Annotated in this window: 13 protein-coding genes and 1 other RNA gene; 11 read left to right on the plus strand and 3 right to left on the minus strand. The window is 57.9% G+C overall.

Features of this window, described 5'->3' with window-relative positions; translation table 11 throughout:
- Positions 1-6: 6 nt before the first annotated feature.
- Complete coding sequence (locus tag CKW22_RS04190; protein ID WP_033701616.1) at positions 7-774, minus strand: FCD domain-containing protein; 768 nt, start codon at positions 772-774, stop codon at positions 7-9.
- 256 nt (positions 775-1,030) lie between these two features.
- On the opposite strand from CKW22_RS04190, the gene CKW22_RS04195 reads away from it, so the two are divergent.
- The 3 genes from CKW22_RS04195 to CKW22_RS04205 all read left to right on the plus strand — a co-directional run bounded on the left by CKW22_RS04195 (position 1,031) and on the right by CKW22_RS04205 (position 6,796).
- A complete protein-coding gene (locus CKW22_RS04195) occupies positions 1,031-2,701 on the plus strand; it encodes a lactate permease LctP family transporter (RefSeq protein WP_033701618.1) in 1,671 nt (556 codons plus the stop codon).
- A gap of 63 nt (positions 2,702-2,764) precedes the next feature.
- On the plus strand, positions 2,765-3,910 hold the full coding sequence (lldD, locus tag CKW22_RS04200; protein ID WP_033701621.1) for an FMN-dependent L-lactate dehydrogenase LldD: 1,146 nt from the start codon (positions 2,765-2,767) through the stop codon (positions 3,908-3,910).
- Positions 3,911-3,985: 75 nt separating this feature from the next.
- The gene (locus CKW22_RS04205) at positions 3,986-6,796 is read left to right on the plus strand and encodes an FAD-binding and (Fe-S)-binding domain-containing protein (RefSeq protein WP_095063793.1); all 2,811 of its coding nucleotides are present in this window, start codon (positions 3,986-3,988) and stop codon (positions 6,794-6,796) included.
- Positions 6,797-7,123: 327 nt separating this feature from the next.
- Here CKW22_RS04205 and CKW22_RS04210 read toward each other — a convergent pair whose 3' ends face one another.
- A complete protein-coding gene (locus tag CKW22_RS04210) occupies positions 7,124-7,372 on the minus strand; it encodes a hypothetical protein (RefSeq protein WP_047583937.1) in 249 nt (82 codons plus the stop codon).
- 457 nt (positions 7,373-7,829) lie between these two features.
- Between CKW22_RS04210 and CKW22_RS04215 the strand changes: the two genes are divergently transcribed.
- The 7 genes from CKW22_RS04215 to CKW22_RS04250 all read left to right on the plus strand — a co-directional run bounded on the left by CKW22_RS04215 (position 7,830) and on the right by CKW22_RS04250 (position 17,401).
- Positions 7,830-8,123 carry a hypothetical protein gene (locus CKW22_RS04215; protein ID WP_095063794.1) on the plus strand — a complete coding sequence of 98 codons (294 nt, stop codon included), beginning with the start codon at positions 7,830-7,832 and terminating at the stop codon, positions 8,121-8,123.
- Between the two features lie 98 nt (positions 8,124-8,221).
- Positions 8,222-8,613, plus strand: a transfer-messenger RNA (tmRNA) gene (ssrA, locus tag CKW22_RS04220).
- Between the two features lie 187 nt (positions 8,614-8,800).
- Positions 8,801-10,057, plus strand: a complete 1,257-nt coding sequence (locus CKW22_RS04225; RefSeq protein ID WP_051097997.1) for an integrase domain-containing protein — start codon at positions 8,801-8,803, stop codon at positions 10,055-10,057.
- Between the two features lie 942 nt (positions 10,058-10,999).
- Complete coding sequence (locus CKW22_RS04235) at positions 11,000-11,980, plus strand: integrase domain-containing protein (RefSeq protein WP_095063965.1); 981 nt, start codon at positions 11,000-11,002, stop codon at positions 11,978-11,980.
- Positions 11,977-12,252: a hypothetical protein gene (locus CKW22_RS04240; RefSeq protein WP_095063795.1), complete on the plus strand. Its 276-nt coding sequence runs from the start codon at positions 11,977-11,979 to the stop codon at positions 12,250-12,252. Before CKW22_RS04235 ends, CKW22_RS04240 begins: the two co-directional genes overlap by 4 nt.
- 423 nt (positions 12,253-12,675) lie before the next feature.
- Positions 12,676-15,948 carry a DEAD/DEAH box helicase gene (locus CKW22_RS04245; protein ID WP_095063796.1) on the plus strand — a complete coding sequence of 1,091 codons (3,273 nt, stop codon included), beginning with the start codon at positions 12,676-12,678 and terminating at the stop codon, positions 15,946-15,948.
- Between the two features lie 127 nt (positions 15,949-16,075).
- Entirely contained in the window at positions 16,076-17,401 is a 1,326-nt protein-coding gene (locus CKW22_RS04250) for a DUF2002 family protein (protein WP_095063797.1), read from the plus strand.
- Between the two features lie 207 nt (positions 17,402-17,608).
- Here the strand turns inward: CKW22_RS04250 and CKW22_RS04255 are convergent, their stop codons facing one another.
- Positions 17,609-17,869: a hypothetical protein gene (locus CKW22_RS04255; protein WP_143500705.1), complete on the minus strand. Its 261-nt coding sequence runs from the start codon at positions 17,867-17,869 to the stop codon at positions 17,609-17,611.
- Between the two features lie 1,108 nt (positions 17,870-18,977).
- Here CKW22_RS04255 and CKW22_RS04265 point away from each other — a divergent pair.
- Positions 18,978-19,361 carry a nucleotide pyrophosphohydrolase gene (locus tag CKW22_RS04265; RefSeq protein ID WP_095063800.1) on the plus strand — a complete coding sequence of 128 codons (384 nt, stop codon included), beginning with the start codon at positions 18,978-18,980 and terminating at the stop codon, positions 19,359-19,361.
- Positions 19,362-19,383: the final 22 nt, after the last annotated feature.

Raw genomic sequence — 19,383 nt, forward strand, 5'->3', positions numbered from 1 at the left:
CAGACCTCAGCGTCCGCTGCGTCGCTCTGCCCGCGCCACGCGCTGCGCCTCTTCGTGCGCCTCTTCCAGCACCTCCTGCACATACAGAATGTGCCGGCTGGAAACCTCCCGCGCCTCCTCCGCCCTGCCCTCGACAATCGCCAGGTACAGCTCCCGGTGCTGACTGATCAGCATGTCCCGGGTTTCGGTCCGCTGTTGGTACATGCCGCCGATGTTGGTCACCACGTTGCGCTTGAGCAGGTCGAACAAGCCGCGGATGGTATGCAGCAAGACCGCGTTATGGCTGGCCTCGGCAATCGCCAGGTGAAAGCGCGCATCCGCTGCGCCCTCCTCTGCCCGCGTCACCTGGTCAACCCGGGTGTAGCAGTCCTGCAGCGTGTCGAAGGCTGCCTTGAGCCGGGCACGGTCCGGCTCGGTGGCGCGCTGGGCCGCGTAATACGCGCAGGACGCCTCCAAGGTATGGCGAAACTCAAGCAGGTCGCGCTGCGCCTCGGGGCTGTGCTCCAGCAACTGCAACAGCGGGTCGCTGAACGTCGAGCCCAGTGACTCGGCGACGTAATTGCCACCGCCCTGGCGGCTGATCAGCAGCCCCTTGGCCACCAGTTTCTGGATGGCCTCACGCAGTGACGGGCGCGACACACCGAACTGCTCGGCCAGAACGCGCTCGGCCGGCAGCCGCTGGCCCGAGGTCAGCGTGCCTTCGAGAATCATCCCTTCCAACCGATCGACGATGTCGTCGGACAGGCGCCGTTGGCGGACCTGATCAAAAACCATCACATGCTCTCCACAAACCCCCGGCAAATATCAGGGGGGCGCCTATTCTCGCCGATCCGCGCTGCACACACACCCATCACCCGGTGTTTTTCCAAGCTCATCAGACGCCCGCTCATCGGCACGCGACGAAAGTTTTGTGTCGGACAAATTGACACACCCACGACAGCGCTTTTAACCTAGCGCCCAGACATTGTAAATTGGTCTTACCAATTATCCAATGCCAGTGCTGACCAACAACAATTAGGGGCCACCCCATATGCAAACCTGGCAACAACTCTATAGCCCGCTTGGTAGTCTCGGCCTGTCCGCACTGGCGGCGGTCATCCCTATCGTGTTCTTCTTCCTTGCCCTGGCCGTGTTCCGCCTCAAAGGCCACGTCGCCGGCAGCATCACCCTCGGGTTGTCGATACTGGTGGCGATCTTCGCCTTCCAGATGCCTGTCGACATGGCCTTGGCCGCCGCGGGTTACGGCTTCCTCTACGGCCTCTGGCCGATTGCCTGGATCATCGTTGCCGCGGTGTTCCTTTACAAACTCACGGTCAAGAGCGGCCAGTTCGAAGTCATCCGCAGCTCGGTGCTGTCGATCACCGACGACCAGCGCCTGCAAGTGCTGCTGATCGGCTTCTGCTTCGGTGCCTTCCTGGAGGGCGCGGCCGGCTTCGGCGCACCGGTGGCCATCACGGCCGCCTTGCTGGTGGGCCTGGGCTTCAACCCGCTGTACGCCGCCGGCCTGTGCCTGATCGCCAACACCGCACCGGTCGCCTTCGGCGCGCTGGGCATCCCGATCATCGTCGCCGGCCAGGTGACGGGCATCGACGCCTTCCACATCGGCGCCATGACCGGCCGCCAGCTGCCGCTGCTGTCGCTGTTCGTGCCGTTCTGGCTGGTGTTCATGATGGACGGCGTGCGGGGCGTGAAGGAGACCTGGCCTGCAGCCCTGGTCGCCGGCCTGAGCTTTGCCGTGACCCAGTACTTCACCTCGAACTTCATCGGCCCAGAGCTGCCCGACATCACCTCGGCCCTGGCCAGCCTGATCTGCCTGACCCTGTTCCTGAAAGTCTGGCAGCCCAAGCGCTCGTTCGCGCAAGCCAAGGGCAGCGTCGGCGCCGCGGTCGTGCAATCAAGCGGCAGCCAGCCGAGCCCGTACAGCTTCGGCGAGATCTTCAAGGCCTGGTCGCCGTTCCTGATCCTCACCGTGCTGGTCACCATCTGGACCTTGAAACCGTTCAAGGCCGCGTTCGCGCCGGGCGGTGCGATGTACAACTTCGTGTTCAACTTCGCCATCCCGCACCTTGACCAGCTGGTGATCAAGACCGCGCCGATCGTTGCCGCGCCGACCGCCATGCCAGCGGTGTTCAAGCTCGACCCGATCTCCGCCACCGGCACCGCGATCTTCCTCTCGGCGCTGATCTCCATGGCGGTGCTGAAGATCAACTTCAAAACTGGTCTGACCACTTTCAAAGAGACGTTCTGGGAGCTGCGCTGGCCGATCCTGTCGATTGGTATGGTGCTGGCCTTCGCCTTCGTCACCAACTACTCGGGCATGTCCTCGACCATGGCCCTGGTATTGGCTGGCACCGGCGCCGCGTTCCCGTTCTTCTCGCCGTTCCTCGGCTGGCTGGGCGTGTTCCTGACCGGCTCGGACACCTCGTCCAATGCCCTGTTCAGCTCGCTGCAAGCCACCACCGCGCACCAGATCGGGGTCAACGACACCCTGCTGGTGGCCGCCAACACCAGCGGCGGCGTGACCGGCAAGATGATCTCGCCACAATCCATTGCCGTGGCCTGCGCCGCCACCGGCCTGGTGGGCAAGGAGTCCGACCTGTTCCGCTTCACCGTCAAGCACAGCCTGTTCTTCGCCACCATCGTGGGCCTGATCACCTTGGTCCAGGCTTACTGGCTGACCGGCATGCTGGTTCATCACTAAAGTGAAAGGGGCCGGGCGCCAAGGCGCGCCCGGCATTCCCCTCAAGCAACGCTGCGAGAATCCATGATCATTTCCGCCTCTACCGACTATCGCGCCGCGGCCCAACGCAAGCTGCCCCCCTTCCTCTTCCACTACGCCGACGGCGGCGCCTACGCCGAGCACACGCTGCGCCACAACGTCTCGGACCTGGCCAGCATCGCCCTGCGCCAGCGCGTGTTGAAGAACATGTCCGAGCTCAGCCTGGAAACCCAGCTGTTCGACGAAACCCTGAGCATGCCCGTGGCCCTGGCCCCGGTCGGCCTGACCGGCATGTACGCCCGCCGTGGCGAAGTGCAGGCGGCACGCGCCGCAGCAGCCCATGGCATCCCGTTCACCATGTCCACCGTGTCGGTGTGCCCGATCGAAGAAGTGGCCCCGGCCATCAACCGGCCGATGTGGTTCCAGCTGTATGTGCTCAAGGACCGCGGCTTCATGCGCAATGCGCTGGAGCGGGCCAAGGCGGCCGGGGTCAAGACCTTGGTGTTCACCGTCGACATGCCCGTGCCCGGCGCCCGCTACCGCGACGCCCACTCCGGCATGAGCGGCCGTAACGGCCCGATGCGCCGCGTACTGCAAGCCATGACCCACCCCGAGTGGGCCTGGGACGTCGGCGTGATGGGCCGCCCGCACGACCTCGGCAACATCTCCAAATACCGTGGTAACCCCACCGGCCTTGCCGACTACATCGGCTGGCTGGGCAACAACTTCGACCCGTCGATCTCCTGGAAAGACCTGGAGTGGATCCGCGACTTCTGGGAGGGCCCGATGATCATCAAGGGCATCCTCGATGCCGACGACGCCCGTGACGCGGTCAAGTTCGGCGCCGACGGCATCGTCGTGTCCAACCATGGCGGCCGCCAGCTCGACGGCGTGCTGTCCAGCGCCCGCGCCCTGCCGGCGATTGCCGATGCGGTCAAGGGCGAGCTGAAGATTCTCGCCGATTCCGGCATCCGCAGCGGCCTCGACGTGGTGCGCATGATCGCCATGGGCGCCGACACCGTGCTGATTGGCCGCGCCTTCCTCTGGGCGCTGGCCGTGCATGGCGAGGCCGGGGTGAAGAACCTGCTCGAACTGTTCGAGAAGGAAATGCGCGTGGCCATGGTGCTCACCGGCGCCAAGTCGATCAGCGAGATCACCCGCGACTCGCTGGTCCGCGAACTGGGCGCCTGAACGCCTGCACGAAACACCGCCTGATTGACCGGGGCATGCGGCGCACCAGACGCCGCGGCCCCGCGAGGAGATTGCATGAGCCTGCCCGCCGCGTTCCTGCGTGATGCCGAGCGCCTGATACCCGCCGAACGCCGTTTCGACGACCCCACCTCCACCCTGGCCTTTGGCACCGATGCCAGCTTCTATCGGCTGATCCCCAAGCTGGTGGTGCGCGTCGAGTCCGAGGACGAAGTGGTCGGCCTGCTGCAACTGGCCCAGCGCGAGCGCGTGCCGGTGACCTTCCGCGCGGCCGGCACCAGCTTGTCTGGGCAGGCCATCAGCGACTCGGTGCTGATTGTGCTCGGCGACAATTGGAACGGCCGCGAAATCCGCGGCCAGGGCGAGCAGATCCGCCTGCAGCCCGGCGTGATCGGCGCCCAGGCCAACGCCTGGCTGGCACCGTTCGGGCGCAAGATCGGCCCGGACCCCGCCTCGATCAACGCCTGCAAGATCGGCGGCATCGTCGCCAACAACGCCAGCGGCATGTGCTGCGGCACCGCGCAAAACACCTACCACACCCTGGCCGGCCTGCGCCTGGTGCTGGCCGACGGCACCCGCCTGGACAGCGAAGACCCGGCCAGCGTCAGCGCCTTCGAGCACAGCCACGCCGACCTGCTCGAAGCACTGGCGTGCCTGGGCCGTGAAACCCGCGCCAACACCGAACTGGCCGACCGCATCCGCCACAAGTACCGGCTGAAGAACACTACCGGGCTGTCCCTCAATGCCCTGGTGGACTACGACCAGCCGCTCGACATCCTGCAGCACCTGCTGGTTGGGTCTGAAGGCACGCTGGGCTTCATCAGCGCCGTCACCTACAACACCGTGCCCGACCACCCGCACAAAGCCAGCGCCTTGCTGGTCTTCCCCAGCGTCGAAAGCTGCTGCCGCGCGGTCACCCTGCTCAAGCGCCAGCCGGTGTCTGCCGTGGAGCTGCTCGACCGGCGCAGCCTGCGTTCGGTGCAGAACATGCCCGGCATGCCGCTGTGGGTAAAAGGCCTGTCAGACAATGCCTGCGCGCTGCTGATCGAGTCCCGCGCGGCCAGCCAGACGCTGCTGCATGAGCAACTGCAGCAGGTGATGACGTCGATTGCCGAGTTCCCGCTGGAACAGAAAGTCGAGTTCAGCGAAGACCCGGCGGTGTACAACCAGCTGTGGAAAATCCGCAAAGACACCTTCCCCGCCGTCGGCGCCGTGCGCCAGACCGGCACCACGGTGATCATCGAAGACGTGACCTTCCCCATCGAGCAACTGGCCGAGGGCGTCAACCGCCTGATCCAGCTGTTCGACAAGCACCACTACGACGAAGCGATCATTTTCGGCCATGCCCTGGAGGGCAACCTGCACTTCGTCTTCACCCAAGGCTTCAACAGCGCCGAGGAAGTGAAGCGTTACCAAGCCTTCATGGACGACGTGGCCCAGCTGGTGGCCGTGGAGTTCGGTGGCTCGCTGAAGGCCGAGCACGGCACCGGCCGCAACATGGCGCCGTTCGTGGAGTTGGAGTGGGGCCATGACGCGTACCAGTTGATGTGGGCGCTGAAGCGCCTGCTCGACCCCAACGGCATCCTCAACCCCGATGTGGTGCTGAGCGAAGACCGCGATATCCACCTGAAAAACCTCAAGCCGCTGCCGGCCGCCGATGAAATCGTCGACAAGTGCATCGAGTGTGGCTTCTGCGAACCGGTGTGCCCATCCAAGGGGCTGACCCTGAGCCCGCGCCAGCGCATCGTCATGTGGCGTGATATCCAGGCCAAGAAACGCGCCGGCATCGATACCCGAGCACTACTCAAGACCTACCAATACCAAGGCCTCGACACCTGCGCCGCCACCGGCCTGTGCGCCCAGCGCTGCCCGGTCGGCATCAACACCGGCGAGCTGGTGAAGAAGCTGCGCAGCCAGGCCGCCGAGCACGACAAGGCCGCCGACTGGCTGGCCGACCACTTCCACACGGCACTGAGGGGTGCCCGCCTGACCCTGACCGCCGCCAACACCGCCCGCAAGCTGCTCGGCGCCCCGCGCCTGGGCCGCTTGAGCACAGCGTTGAGCAAAGCCAGCAAAGGCCGGCTGCCGCAGTGGACCCCGGCCATGCCACAGCCCCTGCGCAGCATCGACTTTGGCCCGGCGAGCCATGATGCCCGGCCACGGGTGGTGTACCTGGCGGCTTGCGTTTCACGCGTGATGGGGCCGGCCTATGCAGACCGGGAGCAAAGCTCGTTGCTGGACAAGACCCGCGGGCTGCTGGAGAAGGCCGGTTACCAAGTGGTGTTTCCGGAGAACGCCGACAGCCTGTGCTGTGGGCAGCCGTTTGCGTCCAAGGGGTACCCGGAGCAGGCTGAGCACAAGCGCCAGGAGTTGATCAACGCCCTGCTGCATGCCAGCCGCGGAGGGCTTGACCCGATCTACTGCGACACCAGCCCGTGTACCTTGCGCCTGGTTCAGGACCTGGGGGAAACCCGCCTGGACCTGTACGACCCAGTGCGCTTCATTCGCAGTCATCTGTTGGACAGGCTGGAGTTCACCCCGCAGGAAGAGCCGGTGGCGGTGCATGTGACCTGCAGCACCCAGCATTTGGGGGAAAGCCAGGCGCTGATAGACCTGGCGCGGCGGTGCAGCAAGCAGGTGGTGATACCGGAAGGGATTCACTGTTGTGGGTTTGCCGGGGACAAGGGGTTTACCACGCCGGAGCTCAATGCACATTCGCTGCGGAGCTTGAAGGATGCGGTGCAGTATTGCAGTGAAGGGATTTCTACCAGCCGCACCTGTGAGATTGGGTTGTCCAGCCATAGTGGTATTGATTATCACGGGTTGGTTTACCTGGTGGATCGGGTGACCCGGGCGCGTAGTATTTGAAGCATGAGATGGCGTTATGGCTGACAGGTGTTCGCCAATGCATGTTCAGCGCCTAGGAGATCGAGCGCCGCCCGCGCGGCGCATCGCGACGCAAGGCCGCTCCTACATTTGTTTCGGGCCAGTGAGGCCTGTGCCATTGGCGCGCGACCGCCTTGTTTGTACGACGCGATATCGAGGCGGGCACCAAGGGGTCGCGCGCCAATGCCTCAGGAATAACTGGCCCGAAACAAATGTAGGAGCGGCCTTGCGTCGCGATGCGCCGCGCGGGCGGCGCTCGATCTCACTGGCGCCAAAAATGCCATGACAAGCACTAGGCCCCCAAAGCCCTCAAGGCTCGCGAGCCAGCACCAACTCAGCCAACGCCCTGCTCATCTGCACGTTATGCACCGAATTCACCAGCATGCCGATCCCCGGCTCACCGGCATTACCGCAGATGTATTCGTCCAAGGTGTCTTCAATACCGCGCATCAGCTGAATGGCGTACAACAGCGCCTCAGGTGAAGGCACCTTGTTGTCGATGGTGTAGAACGAACGTGAAGACGTTTGGCTGGGTGGGTCAGGAACAATCTTCTTCATAAATCTTTCTCCCGTTTGTGTGCATGAAGCTCCGCCCATTCCCTCTCACAGGTATGGGTGGCAGCTGTACGCGGGGTGAGAGACCGGCCAAACAGGAGGAAACCGGCCAGGCACAAGGCCTGCCCGCGCACAGCTACCATGACGGTAAATCTCTTGAATGGAGCGGGCTCTCACACCCGATCGCCAAACCATGGCGACCCAGGGAAACTAGCCCCTGCGCTCATCATCGACAACAGAGAAACGGCTGCGGCGCCGGTAGGATAATTCCTAAACCAATTCCACCTGAAGCATTTGGTTTCAAGTTCCGAATTCCCCTACAGCCCCGCCGCCCAAAGCGACGCAATCACGCCTAGCCATCCCATCATATCGCCCCGCCACCATCCCGATTGAACCCTCGCCAAACCCGCGCAGTCCACCTTACAGGCCCACCTTCCAGAGGCCTCAGAAGGAGTCACCCATGAAAGGTACCGCGCTTTCGGCCCTCTTCGCGGCCGCTACCCTCCTGGCCTCGCCAGTGTTCGCCGCAGAGGACCTCTGCACCGCCAATCTGCAGAAAATCGACGACAGCATGGCCACCGCCGGCGCCACCTCCGAGGGCCTGGACAAAGCCCTCACCGAGCACGTCGACAAAGCCAAAGCCGCACAGGCCTCGGGCGACACCAAGGAATGCATTGCCATTACCAGCAAAGTCCTGGAACGCCTGGAAAAAACCGAGAAAGGCAGCGGCTCGGCCGGCGGCGGCGGTGCCTGAGCCTGAAGCGGGCGGCGGAACCTGCTGTCGACGCCGCCCGCTTTAGCGCGTATACTCAGCCCACGTGCCGAAAGGTACGGTCAGCTAGAGCTGAGTGTGGGGCCGATTAGGATTCGACGCCGGTAGCGAAACTCTAGGTGCATGCCGAGTTGGTAACAGAACTCGTAAATCCACTGTTGCAACTTTCTATAGTTGCCAATGACGAAAACTACGAGGGTTACGCTCTCGCTGCGTAAGCAGCTGAGCCCGCTCTCCTGGTAGCTTCGGCTCCAGCAATCATCAGGGGATGCCTGTAAACCCGAAATGATTGTCATACAGAACAGGATCGTCGTGTAGCACGTTGGGGGCAAAGCGACTAAAACTTACCCAACTCATCCAAAGCACCCTGCCCGTCGGGCGGCTGCGGATTAAATCAGTAGACACGGCTAAGCATGTAGTACCGACAGCGGAGTACTGGCGGACGGGGGTTCAAATCCCCCCGGCTCCACCAAATGATCAAAAAAAGACGTCCACGGACGTCTTTTTTTGTGCCTGCGACCCAGTAAATACGCGGCCTCCAGCGTTTTTACGGTCCTTGGAGAGTTTTTGAGTTCCAGCCGTTCGGGTATTCCAGACGGTATTCCAGTCCACCCGGTGCTAATCTTTGGAATACCGAATCAGTGCCTGAGGACAATCTCATGCCTGCTCAAAACCTCCGCCTCTCCGATCGACAGCTCAAGGGAGTCAAACCCGCGTCCAAGGATTATGTCCTCACTGACGGTGACGGTTTGCAGCTCCGCGTACGCAGCAACGGCTCGTTGCTGTGGAATTTCAACTACCGCGAACCGGTGACCAAGAAGCGCATCAACATTGGCTTCGGGACCTACCCCGAACTGTCACTGGCGAACGCACGAAAGAAGGCAGTCGAAGCCCGCGAGCTGCTCGCTCAAGGCATCGATCCGAAGGTGCAGCGCAATACGTTGAATGAAGCCAAACGCGCGGAAACCGAACACACCTTCGAGAACGTGGCCACCGCCTGGTTTGAACTCAAGAAAGACTCGGTCACCCCGGCCTACGCCGAGGACATTTGGCGATCGCTCACGCTGCACGTGTTCCCCGATTTGAAGACGACGCCACTGACGAAGATCACCGCTCCGATGGTGATCGCATTGCTTCGCCCAATCGAAGCGAAAGGCAGCCTGGAGACGGTCAAGCGTCTCAGCCAGCGACTAAACGAGATCATGACCTACGGCGTAAACTCCGGCCTGATCTTCGCCAACCCGCTCAGCGGCATCAGGGCAGTCTTCAAGAAGCCCAAAAAAGAGAACATGGCTGCGCTTCCACCCGAAGAGCTCCCGGAGCTCATGCTGGAGATCGCGAACGCCAGCATCAAACGCACCACTCGCTGCCTGATCGAATGGCAGTTACACACGATGACTCGCCCCGCCGAGGCGGCGACTACTCGCTGGGCAGACATCGACTTCGAAAGGCGTGTCTGGACTATCCCACCGGAGCGTATGAAGAAGCGCCGTCCCCACAGCATCCCGTTGAGTGATCATGCTGTCGCACTATTGGAGTCACTGAAGACTCACAGCGGCCATCGCGAATACGTCTTCCCGGCCGATAGAAATCCACGCACCCACGCCAATAGCCAGACCGCCAACATGGCATTGAAACGCATGGGCTTTCAGGATCGATTGGTCAGCCACGGTATGCGCTCGATGGCCAGCACCATCTTGAATGAACATGGGTGGGATCCCGAACTCATTGAGGTCGCACTGGCGCATGTCGACAAGGATGAGGTGCGCAGCGCCTACAACCGAGCCGACTACATTGAACGCAGACGACCGATGATGGCCTGGTGGAGTGAGTACATCCAGAAAGCCGCCACCGGCAGCCTGCTTGCCTCAGCATACGGTCAAGTCAGAGACAAGAACGTGGTACCGATCCGCTAGCTCTGTACGGCGCAAGAATTGCGGAAACAACTGAGCGTCCAAGATTCGGGGCAAGCAGCCTCGCTTATCTGCTTCTCAGCGCGGGTCCATCCAAACAGGGCTGCAAAGCCGCCCTGTTTGGATGGACCTCATTTTGAAGAGCTAAAAACCACGACGTTGTCCGGGATTTACCAAGTAATTCCACCGATGGATAACCGCTTTTCACGTCCTCAAGGGCGCTTAATTTCGGCCCTTGACCGGGTTTATCCACAGGCGTAGAACTGGCCGTGCAAAGGCTGTCGATGACAGCACCCCAGGTGACCCGAGCCTTAAAGGTCACGCCGCCCCCGCGGTGGTTCAGCCCAAGTACGATTCGCATCCGGCAGCTCGTACGGTCACTACCCATGTGATGGATGCTCTTACACATATAGCGCTCGTGCGCCAGACACACCTTACCTCGCTGCCCTGCAGCAACCTATCCGCTCGGCCGAATACTGCGCCAACCTGTGCCCGTCTCTTTCTTCTGGAAAGAGACGGGCACTTCTACCACTGCTGCAGCCCTGATCGCACAAGGCTTTGCGGCATTCCCCCTCGTGACAATCGGCGTGACAAACGCCGATGTCACCAGCAACAGCGCTGTAGATGATGGTGCCGCAGACCAAGGAATGGACTGCACCTGACTGACAGTCAGGTATGCCCCGGTCATCGCATTGCTGCTTGCACATGGCTCATGATCTTCAGGCGCTGATCTCGTCAGCCAGTGCTGCCTCCACCCGCCCACCGGCAACGGTGTACAGGAGGCCAGATCATGAGATGCCCTTGCTCCCGGACGTAAGGAGTCGCCAGTCCCGCGAAGAGGACATTCCCCACAGGTCGCAGGGGCCTTGATCCCTGATAACACTCAACATTCTTGGCGGGATGACGTGGGGCGAGGATCGAAGAGCGGACGATGAGGTGACCGACATGGCATTGGTGGGTAAACGAGATGGCCGTAATTTCGGCTACGGCAGACAATTGAGCTACGCAGGTCCGCAAGCGCTGAAAGACATGTTCGGCGGCGGCCACTACGGCACGGTGAAGGCACACTGTGATCGGTGGCAGGCATTCGTGAAATGGTGCCGCTCCGAACAGGGGCCCGGTATCAATGATGCGCGGCAGATTGATCGAAAGGTGTTGGCCGACTACGCGGCGTATCTGCGCGACACTGTTAGGCGCGGTGATCTCGCCGTCAGCACCGCACAAAACCGCCTATCCAGCGTTAACAGGGCCATGGCGGCGCTTCGAGGTGATCAGTGCGTGAAATTGCCCAGTCCGAGCAAGGCGCTGGGTATGCAGCGCACCGGGGTTCGACATTTAGTGCCGCAGGGCCAAGACCGCGAACAGGTTAAGCAGATCGTCGATGCGCTTTGCAACCAACATCAACTACGGGCCGCCGCGATTGTTTTGTTGGCGCGAGCCACTGGCATGCGCTTGCGTGAGGCCATCTTGGCTGACCTGCCACGGTTAAGCCGTGAGGCTAACAATCTAGGTAGGATTAACATTCAGGATGGCACCAAAGGCGGCCGCGCCGGCGCCTCGGCGCCCCGTTGGATTGCGGTGGATGACCATGTTCGAAGTGCACTTGAGTTTGCACAGCAGGTGTCGTCTGCGGGCAGCCGCAACCTGATTGCGGCACACGAAAACTACCTAGATCTTCTGCAACAAGTTATGCGCCCGGCGCGGGATATCCTGCATGCACACAACCTCAAAGGCTTCCATGAGCTACGAGCAGCGTACGCATGTGAGCGCTACGAGCAGATCACCCGATGCCCCGCGCCAATCAATGGTGGCAAATGTTGCCAGGTAGATAGGAACCTTGATGGCGAGGCCTGGAGGCGAATCAGTTACGAGCTTGGACACGGTCGGATCGACGTGGTCGCAGCCTACATTGGCGGACGGACATGAGTAAGCCATTCGATATGGAGCTGTTCTTGGCTGGAGTTCTGACCGGTTCGCACGCAACCCGGCAACGCCACGTGCGACAGGCAAAAATCATCCAGGTCGAAATTGCAGCGCGCTGGCAGCGAGAAACACCTTGGGCTTGGCAAAAAAAGCATGTGGCTTGGTTTCTTGAGCATCGCTTAAATTTACGCGGTGAAGCGACGCGGTATTACTATTTACTGACGATGCGGTTACTCACTCGTCGTTTACAAAAAAAATGGGTTTTCGATCTCTGAGTGAGACCGGCTGCTATCGCGCCACATGGGTGACGTTGGCACCGTAAGCGGCGTATCAGATTTTCAACACAGGATCACAGCGAACGTAGAGAGCCTTAACCTCTTCCGTATGTGGAAATGGGACATTCAGGCCAAATTTTGCAATTTTTATTCAGTCGTTGATCCTAGCATTCGCGTACCAGTACTAGCGTCAGGATTTCAGCCTAGGCCAAGCCTCGTGCTTGCAGAGAAAGCGCCTCAAAATCTGGGGCCAGCGCAGGTCGGAGTTTTAGTTGTCACCAATTCCCGGACATATAATTGGTAATCACTACAATAGTGAGCCATTCGCAGGAATGCGCGCTACCTGCGCCATCATTAGGCCATCCAGCTTATAATCCTCCTCCCAAGCAGCGCCCAGCAATGGGTAATTCAAGGAGGATTCTGATGGTTGTGCTCCCACCAGTGGTTTACGAGCAACGCTGCTCTGTAGGAAAGATCCGACATCAGCTACAGCCAGCTATCACGACCCGAGTCATCAATGAGACCTTGGTGAACGTGTCGCCCCGCATCAGAGAACGCTTGTGGCTGCTTGAGTGTGGTAGCCGCGTCCTACTCACCAACCGGCCCAATGTCACTTTGCCCGACGGAGTGGATGGGATCATTCATCTGCGAGAGGACAAAGTCGTCTGGAGGACTCATCGCCTCCTTATCGATCTCAAAGTCCGACTCCTCGAATCTGGGTGGGCCGACGTAGCCCGCGATGCGGCGCGGAGCTGGCAAAATCAACTGTCATATCGAGCGGAACAACGTGACGCCAATGGGCAAGTCCCAACAGGACAGGGGGGATTGCGACCGCCCCAGTTGGGCGCTCTCTTTGCCATCGGGGCTCACTGGAGCCTCAATACACAGCCTGCAACGATTGTGATGCCCACCGGCACCGGCAAGACTGAAACGATGCTGGCTACGCTGACGGCGTACGGCCATTCGCCCACACTTGTGGTCGTTCCTTGGGATCTTCTACGCCAACAGACTGCGAACAAGTTTCAGAGCCTGGGACTGCTGCGCGCTCTGGGGGTGCTGCCAAACGAAGTGGAAAATCCAGTAGTCGGGCTGATCACATCCAAACCCAAAACGCTGGCAGATTTGGACATCTTCACCCAATGCAATGTGGTGGTTTCCACCATTAGTTCACTGGCATTCGAAGCTGGTAGCCCGCTCGCAGCTGAGATAGCTCAACGGTGCAAATCACTGATCCTGGATGAAGCCCATCATGTCCCCGCCAAAACCTGGAGCGGGCTAAGATCAGCGTTTCACTCGCTGCCCATTTTGCAGTTTACTGCGACGCCTTTTCGCAGAGACGGTGAACTCGTCGACGGGAAAGTGATTTTCAACTACTCACTTGCCGCCGCGCAGCGTGATGGATATTTCAAGCCAATACATTTCGAGCCTGTTCACCAGCCGAGTGGTGGCACCCAAGCCGATCAAGCGATCGCCGTGACAGCACTGGCTACGCTACGACGTGACTTGAAAGCGGGGCTTAATCACCTGCTCTTAGCCCGATGCAGCAGTATTGTCCGTGCAACCTACGTAGAACGTCTTTACCGACACCTTGCGCCTGAGTTTCAACCAATCCTGATTCATTCAAAGATCAACGATACTGAAGCTAAGCTGGCCGATCTGCGCTCAGGGGTGTCCCGGGTCGTGATCTGCGTCGACATGCTTGGCGAGGGGTTTGATCTGCCCGAGCTGAAAGTGGCTGCGCTCCATGACAGTCATCGGAGTTTGGCTATCACGCTCCAGTTTATCGGGCGGTTTACACGCGTGGCAGGAAGGAGCATTGGCGAGGCGACGGTGGTGGCCAACATTGGCGATCAAGATGTCGCCCACTCACTGGAGCGCCTATACAGCGAAGACGCCGACTGGAATCAGGTACTTAGCGAGCTGAGTTCTAATGCTGTCCGGGAGCACAGGGAGTTGATTGAGTTCCTGCAAGCGTCCGAACGTCTGGATGAGGAAGGCGACTCGAAAATTTCTCTGTCACCTCAATTACTCCGCCCAGTTTTCAGCACTGCCGCTTACAGAGCTCAACAGTTTTTTCCCGAGCGGTTCCACCACGGGCTATCCCAACAACTTCACATAGAGGGGGTCTGGCTCAACCGAGAAATGCGTACACTTTACTTCGTCACTCGCGCCGAAGGCAGGGTTCGCTGGACTAATACCAAAGGCGTTCTCGACCGTGAGTGGACACTCTTCGTCCTCCACCACAATCCGGAGCTTGAACTGCTATTCCTGTCTTCAACTGATCATAGTTCTTTGTTCCCAGAGCTAGCGGAAGAAGTCAGCGGGCAAGCAGACCTTATCCATGGCGAACAGATGTTTCGAATACTCGGCCATATAAACCGCTTGGTGTTTCAGAACATGGGCGTCAAGAAACACGGTCGACGTAATCTGAGCTACGCCATGTACACAGGCGCCGACGTTGCGGTAGCACTCGGTGTGGCCGAGCGTAGCGGCTCCGTTAAGAACAATGTCAGTGGTACCGGATGGGAAAATGGAGAGCGCGTTTCTGTTGGCTGCTCGTATAAAGGGAGGGTCTGGTCGCGAGAGCAAGGCTCCATACCGGAGTTCGTTCACTGGTGCGCTGCGGCTGGTGCCAAACTTCTTGATGACAGTATCGTTGTCGATGACATCATTGCAAACGTCCTGATTCCCAAGGAAGTGACGGTGTTTCCAAGCGACAGGAATGTGCTTGCTGTCGAGTGGCCGGCTGAAATCATGAGTATTGCAGAAGACCGGGTCGTGCTAACAACTCGGGCGTTTCCAAACGGCCTTCCTATCACGTTCGTCGATCTGAAATACCTTGATGTGCGAGATAACAGCATGAGGTTTGCCCTGAACTGTGACGAGACCGGCCAGTTCGCAGATTTCACCTTAACGGTTGGCGGAGAGACCGGCTTCGTCGTCGCACAGACAAGCGGTGAGGCAGTGGAACTTACCATCGGGAAAGCGTCAAGGGCGCTCAGCCAATATCTGAGTTCATACCCACCGTTGTTACGGTTCGTCGACCTGAGTGAGCTGGACGGCAACATGCTGATCGAGCCTAAAGACCCCAGGCATCTTGAAATCGGAGAAGAGCGCTTCGAGGCTTGGGACTGGGCAGGCGTCGACATCACAAAAGAATCCTACTGGAAAGACGGCATTGCACGTGCTGACTCTATTCAGTGGAAAGCCGCGCAGCACTTCATTCAGGGTGATTTTGACATCGTTTTCGACGACGACGGCGCCGGTGAGGCCGCGGATCTTGTCTGTCTCAAGGAGGAAGATAATCGCATACGACTTGCGCTGATCCACTGCAAATATGCCGGAGGAGACACGCCTGGCGAACGCGTGAAGGATGTCGTGGAGGTCTGCTCCCAAGCAGTCAGGTCGGCCAAATGGAAATGGCGCTTCTCTGAACTCGGTAAGCACATACAAAGACGTGAGGATCGGCTGCGCTCCCTGCACCGTCAAACGCGCTACCTTGCTGGAAATGGGTTGAGGCTCAATGACTTGATCAAGACAGCACGCTTCAAACCCATTGAAGCCGAAATTTTGATTGTTCAGCCGGGTCTATCTGCTGGTAGTCGTACTGCTGATCAAAGCCTCGTGCTGGCTGCGGCTGTGGCATATCTCAAGGAAACGATAGGGTGTGATATGGACATCGTTTGCAGTGGGTAAAACAGCATGGCGCCCAATGTAGCCGATTGCGAAATTCATTAAGGCGACGCCCCAGCTCCAACGGTAAACCTACCCTGACGTGCTGGCGGAACTACAAATTATACCACCAACTAAGTGCTGACTGGACATGACACTGAAGCCCCTACAGATCAATATGCTCCTTGAAAACATAGGTTTCTCCCTTGTCAGCCATAACAACAAAAAATATATTTGGCGTCATAATGACGGCGAGTTTTTGTTCGTAAACATGAAGAACCTCTCGGGGAAATCCGCACTGGTAATTGAGCCATCCTGGATGAATCGAATCTCAGAGCTTCGTATTATTCAAGGGGTAGTCCCTGGGGCAGACTATGTGCATCACAGCAACATGAACGTCTTCCCAAAGCATTTAAATGGAGGCATCAAGCCAATCCACTATGGCTTACCTGTAACTTTAGAAACTGAAAATGCCCTGCTTGGACTCTTGAGTGTTCTGTACCCGTCGTTCGATACTGAACGGCTTAGTAACACGGCCACCACAACTTCGAATCATAAAATCCTAAAGAAAAGCGGACCATCAAGCCACTATGAGCTACTTTCTTGGTTTGAGCAATATGCAGGGCAAGAACTAACTTGGAATCAACTTCAGAAAGCACCTAGCACCGTCGCAATTTCGGCCAAAGGGATTTTCAAACCGGAAGGGCTCGACTACGCTCTCTCCATTAGCCAGAGGCTAGACAGCCCTTATAGCGATAGAGCCCCTGAATATCAATATGACGGTAGTTGGCGGTATTCTTACGCTCAGGAAGAAAGCAAGCGCGGCGATGCTACTTCCCTGTTCACTAATCAAGGTCTGAAGAAGTGCATGGATGATGGGGTGCCGGTGGCAGTCCTGGTACAACTTTCGAAGAAGCCCAATGTTACAAGGTATCGGCTGCTAGGTCTGGCGAAGGTTGTCGCCTGGGAGAATAAGGTGTTCACTCTCGAGAGCACCACATTGACAGAAGCCCTCATCAGAACAAATCAAAAACTGGATGACTCGCCCCCCTATTCTCCGGCTGGAATAGAAGATAACCGTAAACGTATATTGAGGGAGATCACTGAACGCCAGGGGCAGGGAGCATTTCGAAGTGGGTTACTAACCGCTTATGAAGGACGTTGCGCTATAACTGACTGCACAGTTACACAGGTATTGGAGGCAGCACATATCACCCCATACCTAGGACCAGAAACTAACAATATTAGCAATGGCCTGCTATTACGTAGTGATCTACATACGTTATGGGACAAAGGCCTAATCTATCTTTGCGACCATTTCACCCTGGAGCTCAAATCGAGCCTTCTAAACTCTGAATATAGCTCTTTGGCGGGAAAGAGAATCAGGGCTACAACTGGTGGCGCTCCAGGAATTTCATTGGATGCAGTCCGCGCTCATCGAGAGTGGTGTTGTAAGAACGATAGAGGCCATCAGTAGTTCATCGTCCTCGGATGTCCAGGACGAGTTGTGGCCGATAGCTGTTGCCCCCGAATAATATCAAGGGGTCGACAGCGTCCGGTGCGACTGGCCACTATCGATTCAACGTGGCTTTCGCGGCATAGAGACTATCCGCACACCCTTGATTTACTTTTCTTAAAGCGGGGCCCTCAGATATGTAATACAGCCCTACGACATCTGGCCGACTCAGCGCTTGCGCTTTTTATGTTTCTTCTTACGCAACTCCAACTTCTTGTCAAATACAATTTTATTCCAGCGCTCTGCCAATTCACCAGCCTGCTTATAAACCCCCTTACTCATTTCAATGCTATCAAACAATGTTAACATCGCAGGGAAAACTTCCATCCTCTGCTTTGTGAGGATGAAAACCATCTGATGTGAACCTATGCAGAGGCACAGAGCGGTCAACAACAGCGTTACTTGAATCCACAGAGATTCTGCGGGCACGAATGCACCTGAATTGATTTTTATCAAATAATAGTTAAATACACCTACTATAAAAACTGGGCCCCAATCAACGAGCACGTCAGTTGTTTAGGCAGTCTGGCGCCGACGACCTTTCGCTTTAGCAATGCGAAGCTGTCGTACACACTCAACAACAAAAATGGGAAGCCAGCAAAAGCTATGTCAATACTTGAAAATGTATAGTCAGCCGTGGACATATTTACGATGAATGTCAGAGACCCCCCACCAAGCAGGGCTATGCAGAAATCTTTTTTCAATTCGCCATAAAACTCCCGGTAATAGGGGGAGCTTCGACCAGCAAAAGCTTGAATGCAATCATATGCATATATAACACTTAGAATCCACGAGACAGAAATAGCGGACAGCAGGAAAAACTCCCACCAGGAATGGTAGTGAAAAGTTAGCTGCCACAATGTCGACCCAGCAGCGACGAACAGTAGGATGTATTTCATCAAATTCAGCAACCTCTTATAAGCATAAACATTCTTAGCAAGTCAATTATCTCAACACGGACTAGCCACATGTAAGCCCAGCATTCGCATGAGAATTTAGATCCATAATACCGTCCACAATCCCCTCTACCCTTGGGCGAAATTTCTGAGTCATGACATGTAGCCCTTAAGAACCCCACCTATCTCAAGAAACTTCCTAGCGATGTGAGCAGATCATTTCGTCGGAGGGATCCAACAGGTCGGCTCTCCACACTGGAAAGCCCCGCCCAACCCTTGTAATTCGATCTTAGTTCTCCAGCGTCAGTAGCATAGATTTAAGAAAGCAGCCTATGGCACCTCAAGGCGTATTTGCAATGGCTCGACTGGGACGCTGAGGAACATCCTAGAGCCAAACCGACCTGAGCATCATCAGAAGCTTGGGTCGTTTGTTGTGGACCAACATAACTAGAGCGCCACATATCTTGCACGCACTAACCGCTGGCACGCTCAATCTGGACAGCCAACTATGGCTAGCAATCCGACCGGCAGCTACAGGTGAGAAAAACACACAAAAAAATCTGCGAGCAGAGTAAAAACTCTTACAATCCAAAATGAGATTTCCTACACATTTTCATCACCGAAGCCCGAGAGATAACCCCGTGAGTGACTCAGACAGCTCATCCGCGCCACTGGTTGACGTAGTGAAGCTTGCCGCATCCCTCCAACGGTTCGCAGATGATCGCGACTGGCAGCAGTTCCACTCCCCCAAGAATCTCATACTGGCCCTCACTGGCGAGGTAGGCGAGCTGTGCGAGATTTTCCAATGGATGAGCGATGCCGATTCGATCTCCGCCGCAACAGATCCCGAAATCGGCCAAGCCATCAAGGATGAGCTGGCGGACGTACTGATGTACCTGGTTCGCCTGAGCAGCGTACTTGGCATTGACCTCAACGAGGCGGTGACACAGAAACTCGCCTCGAATGGTCAGAAGTACCCCGTAGATAAAGCCAGAAGCAGCAGCAAAAAGTACGACCGACTCTGACCAACACGCACCTAAGGACAAC

It is taken from the genome of Pseudomonas sp. Irchel s3f19, from assembly GCF_900187555.1.
Classification (GTDB): domain Bacteria; phylum Pseudomonadota; class Gammaproteobacteria; order Pseudomonadales; family Pseudomonadaceae; genus Aquipseudomonas; species Aquipseudomonas capeferrum.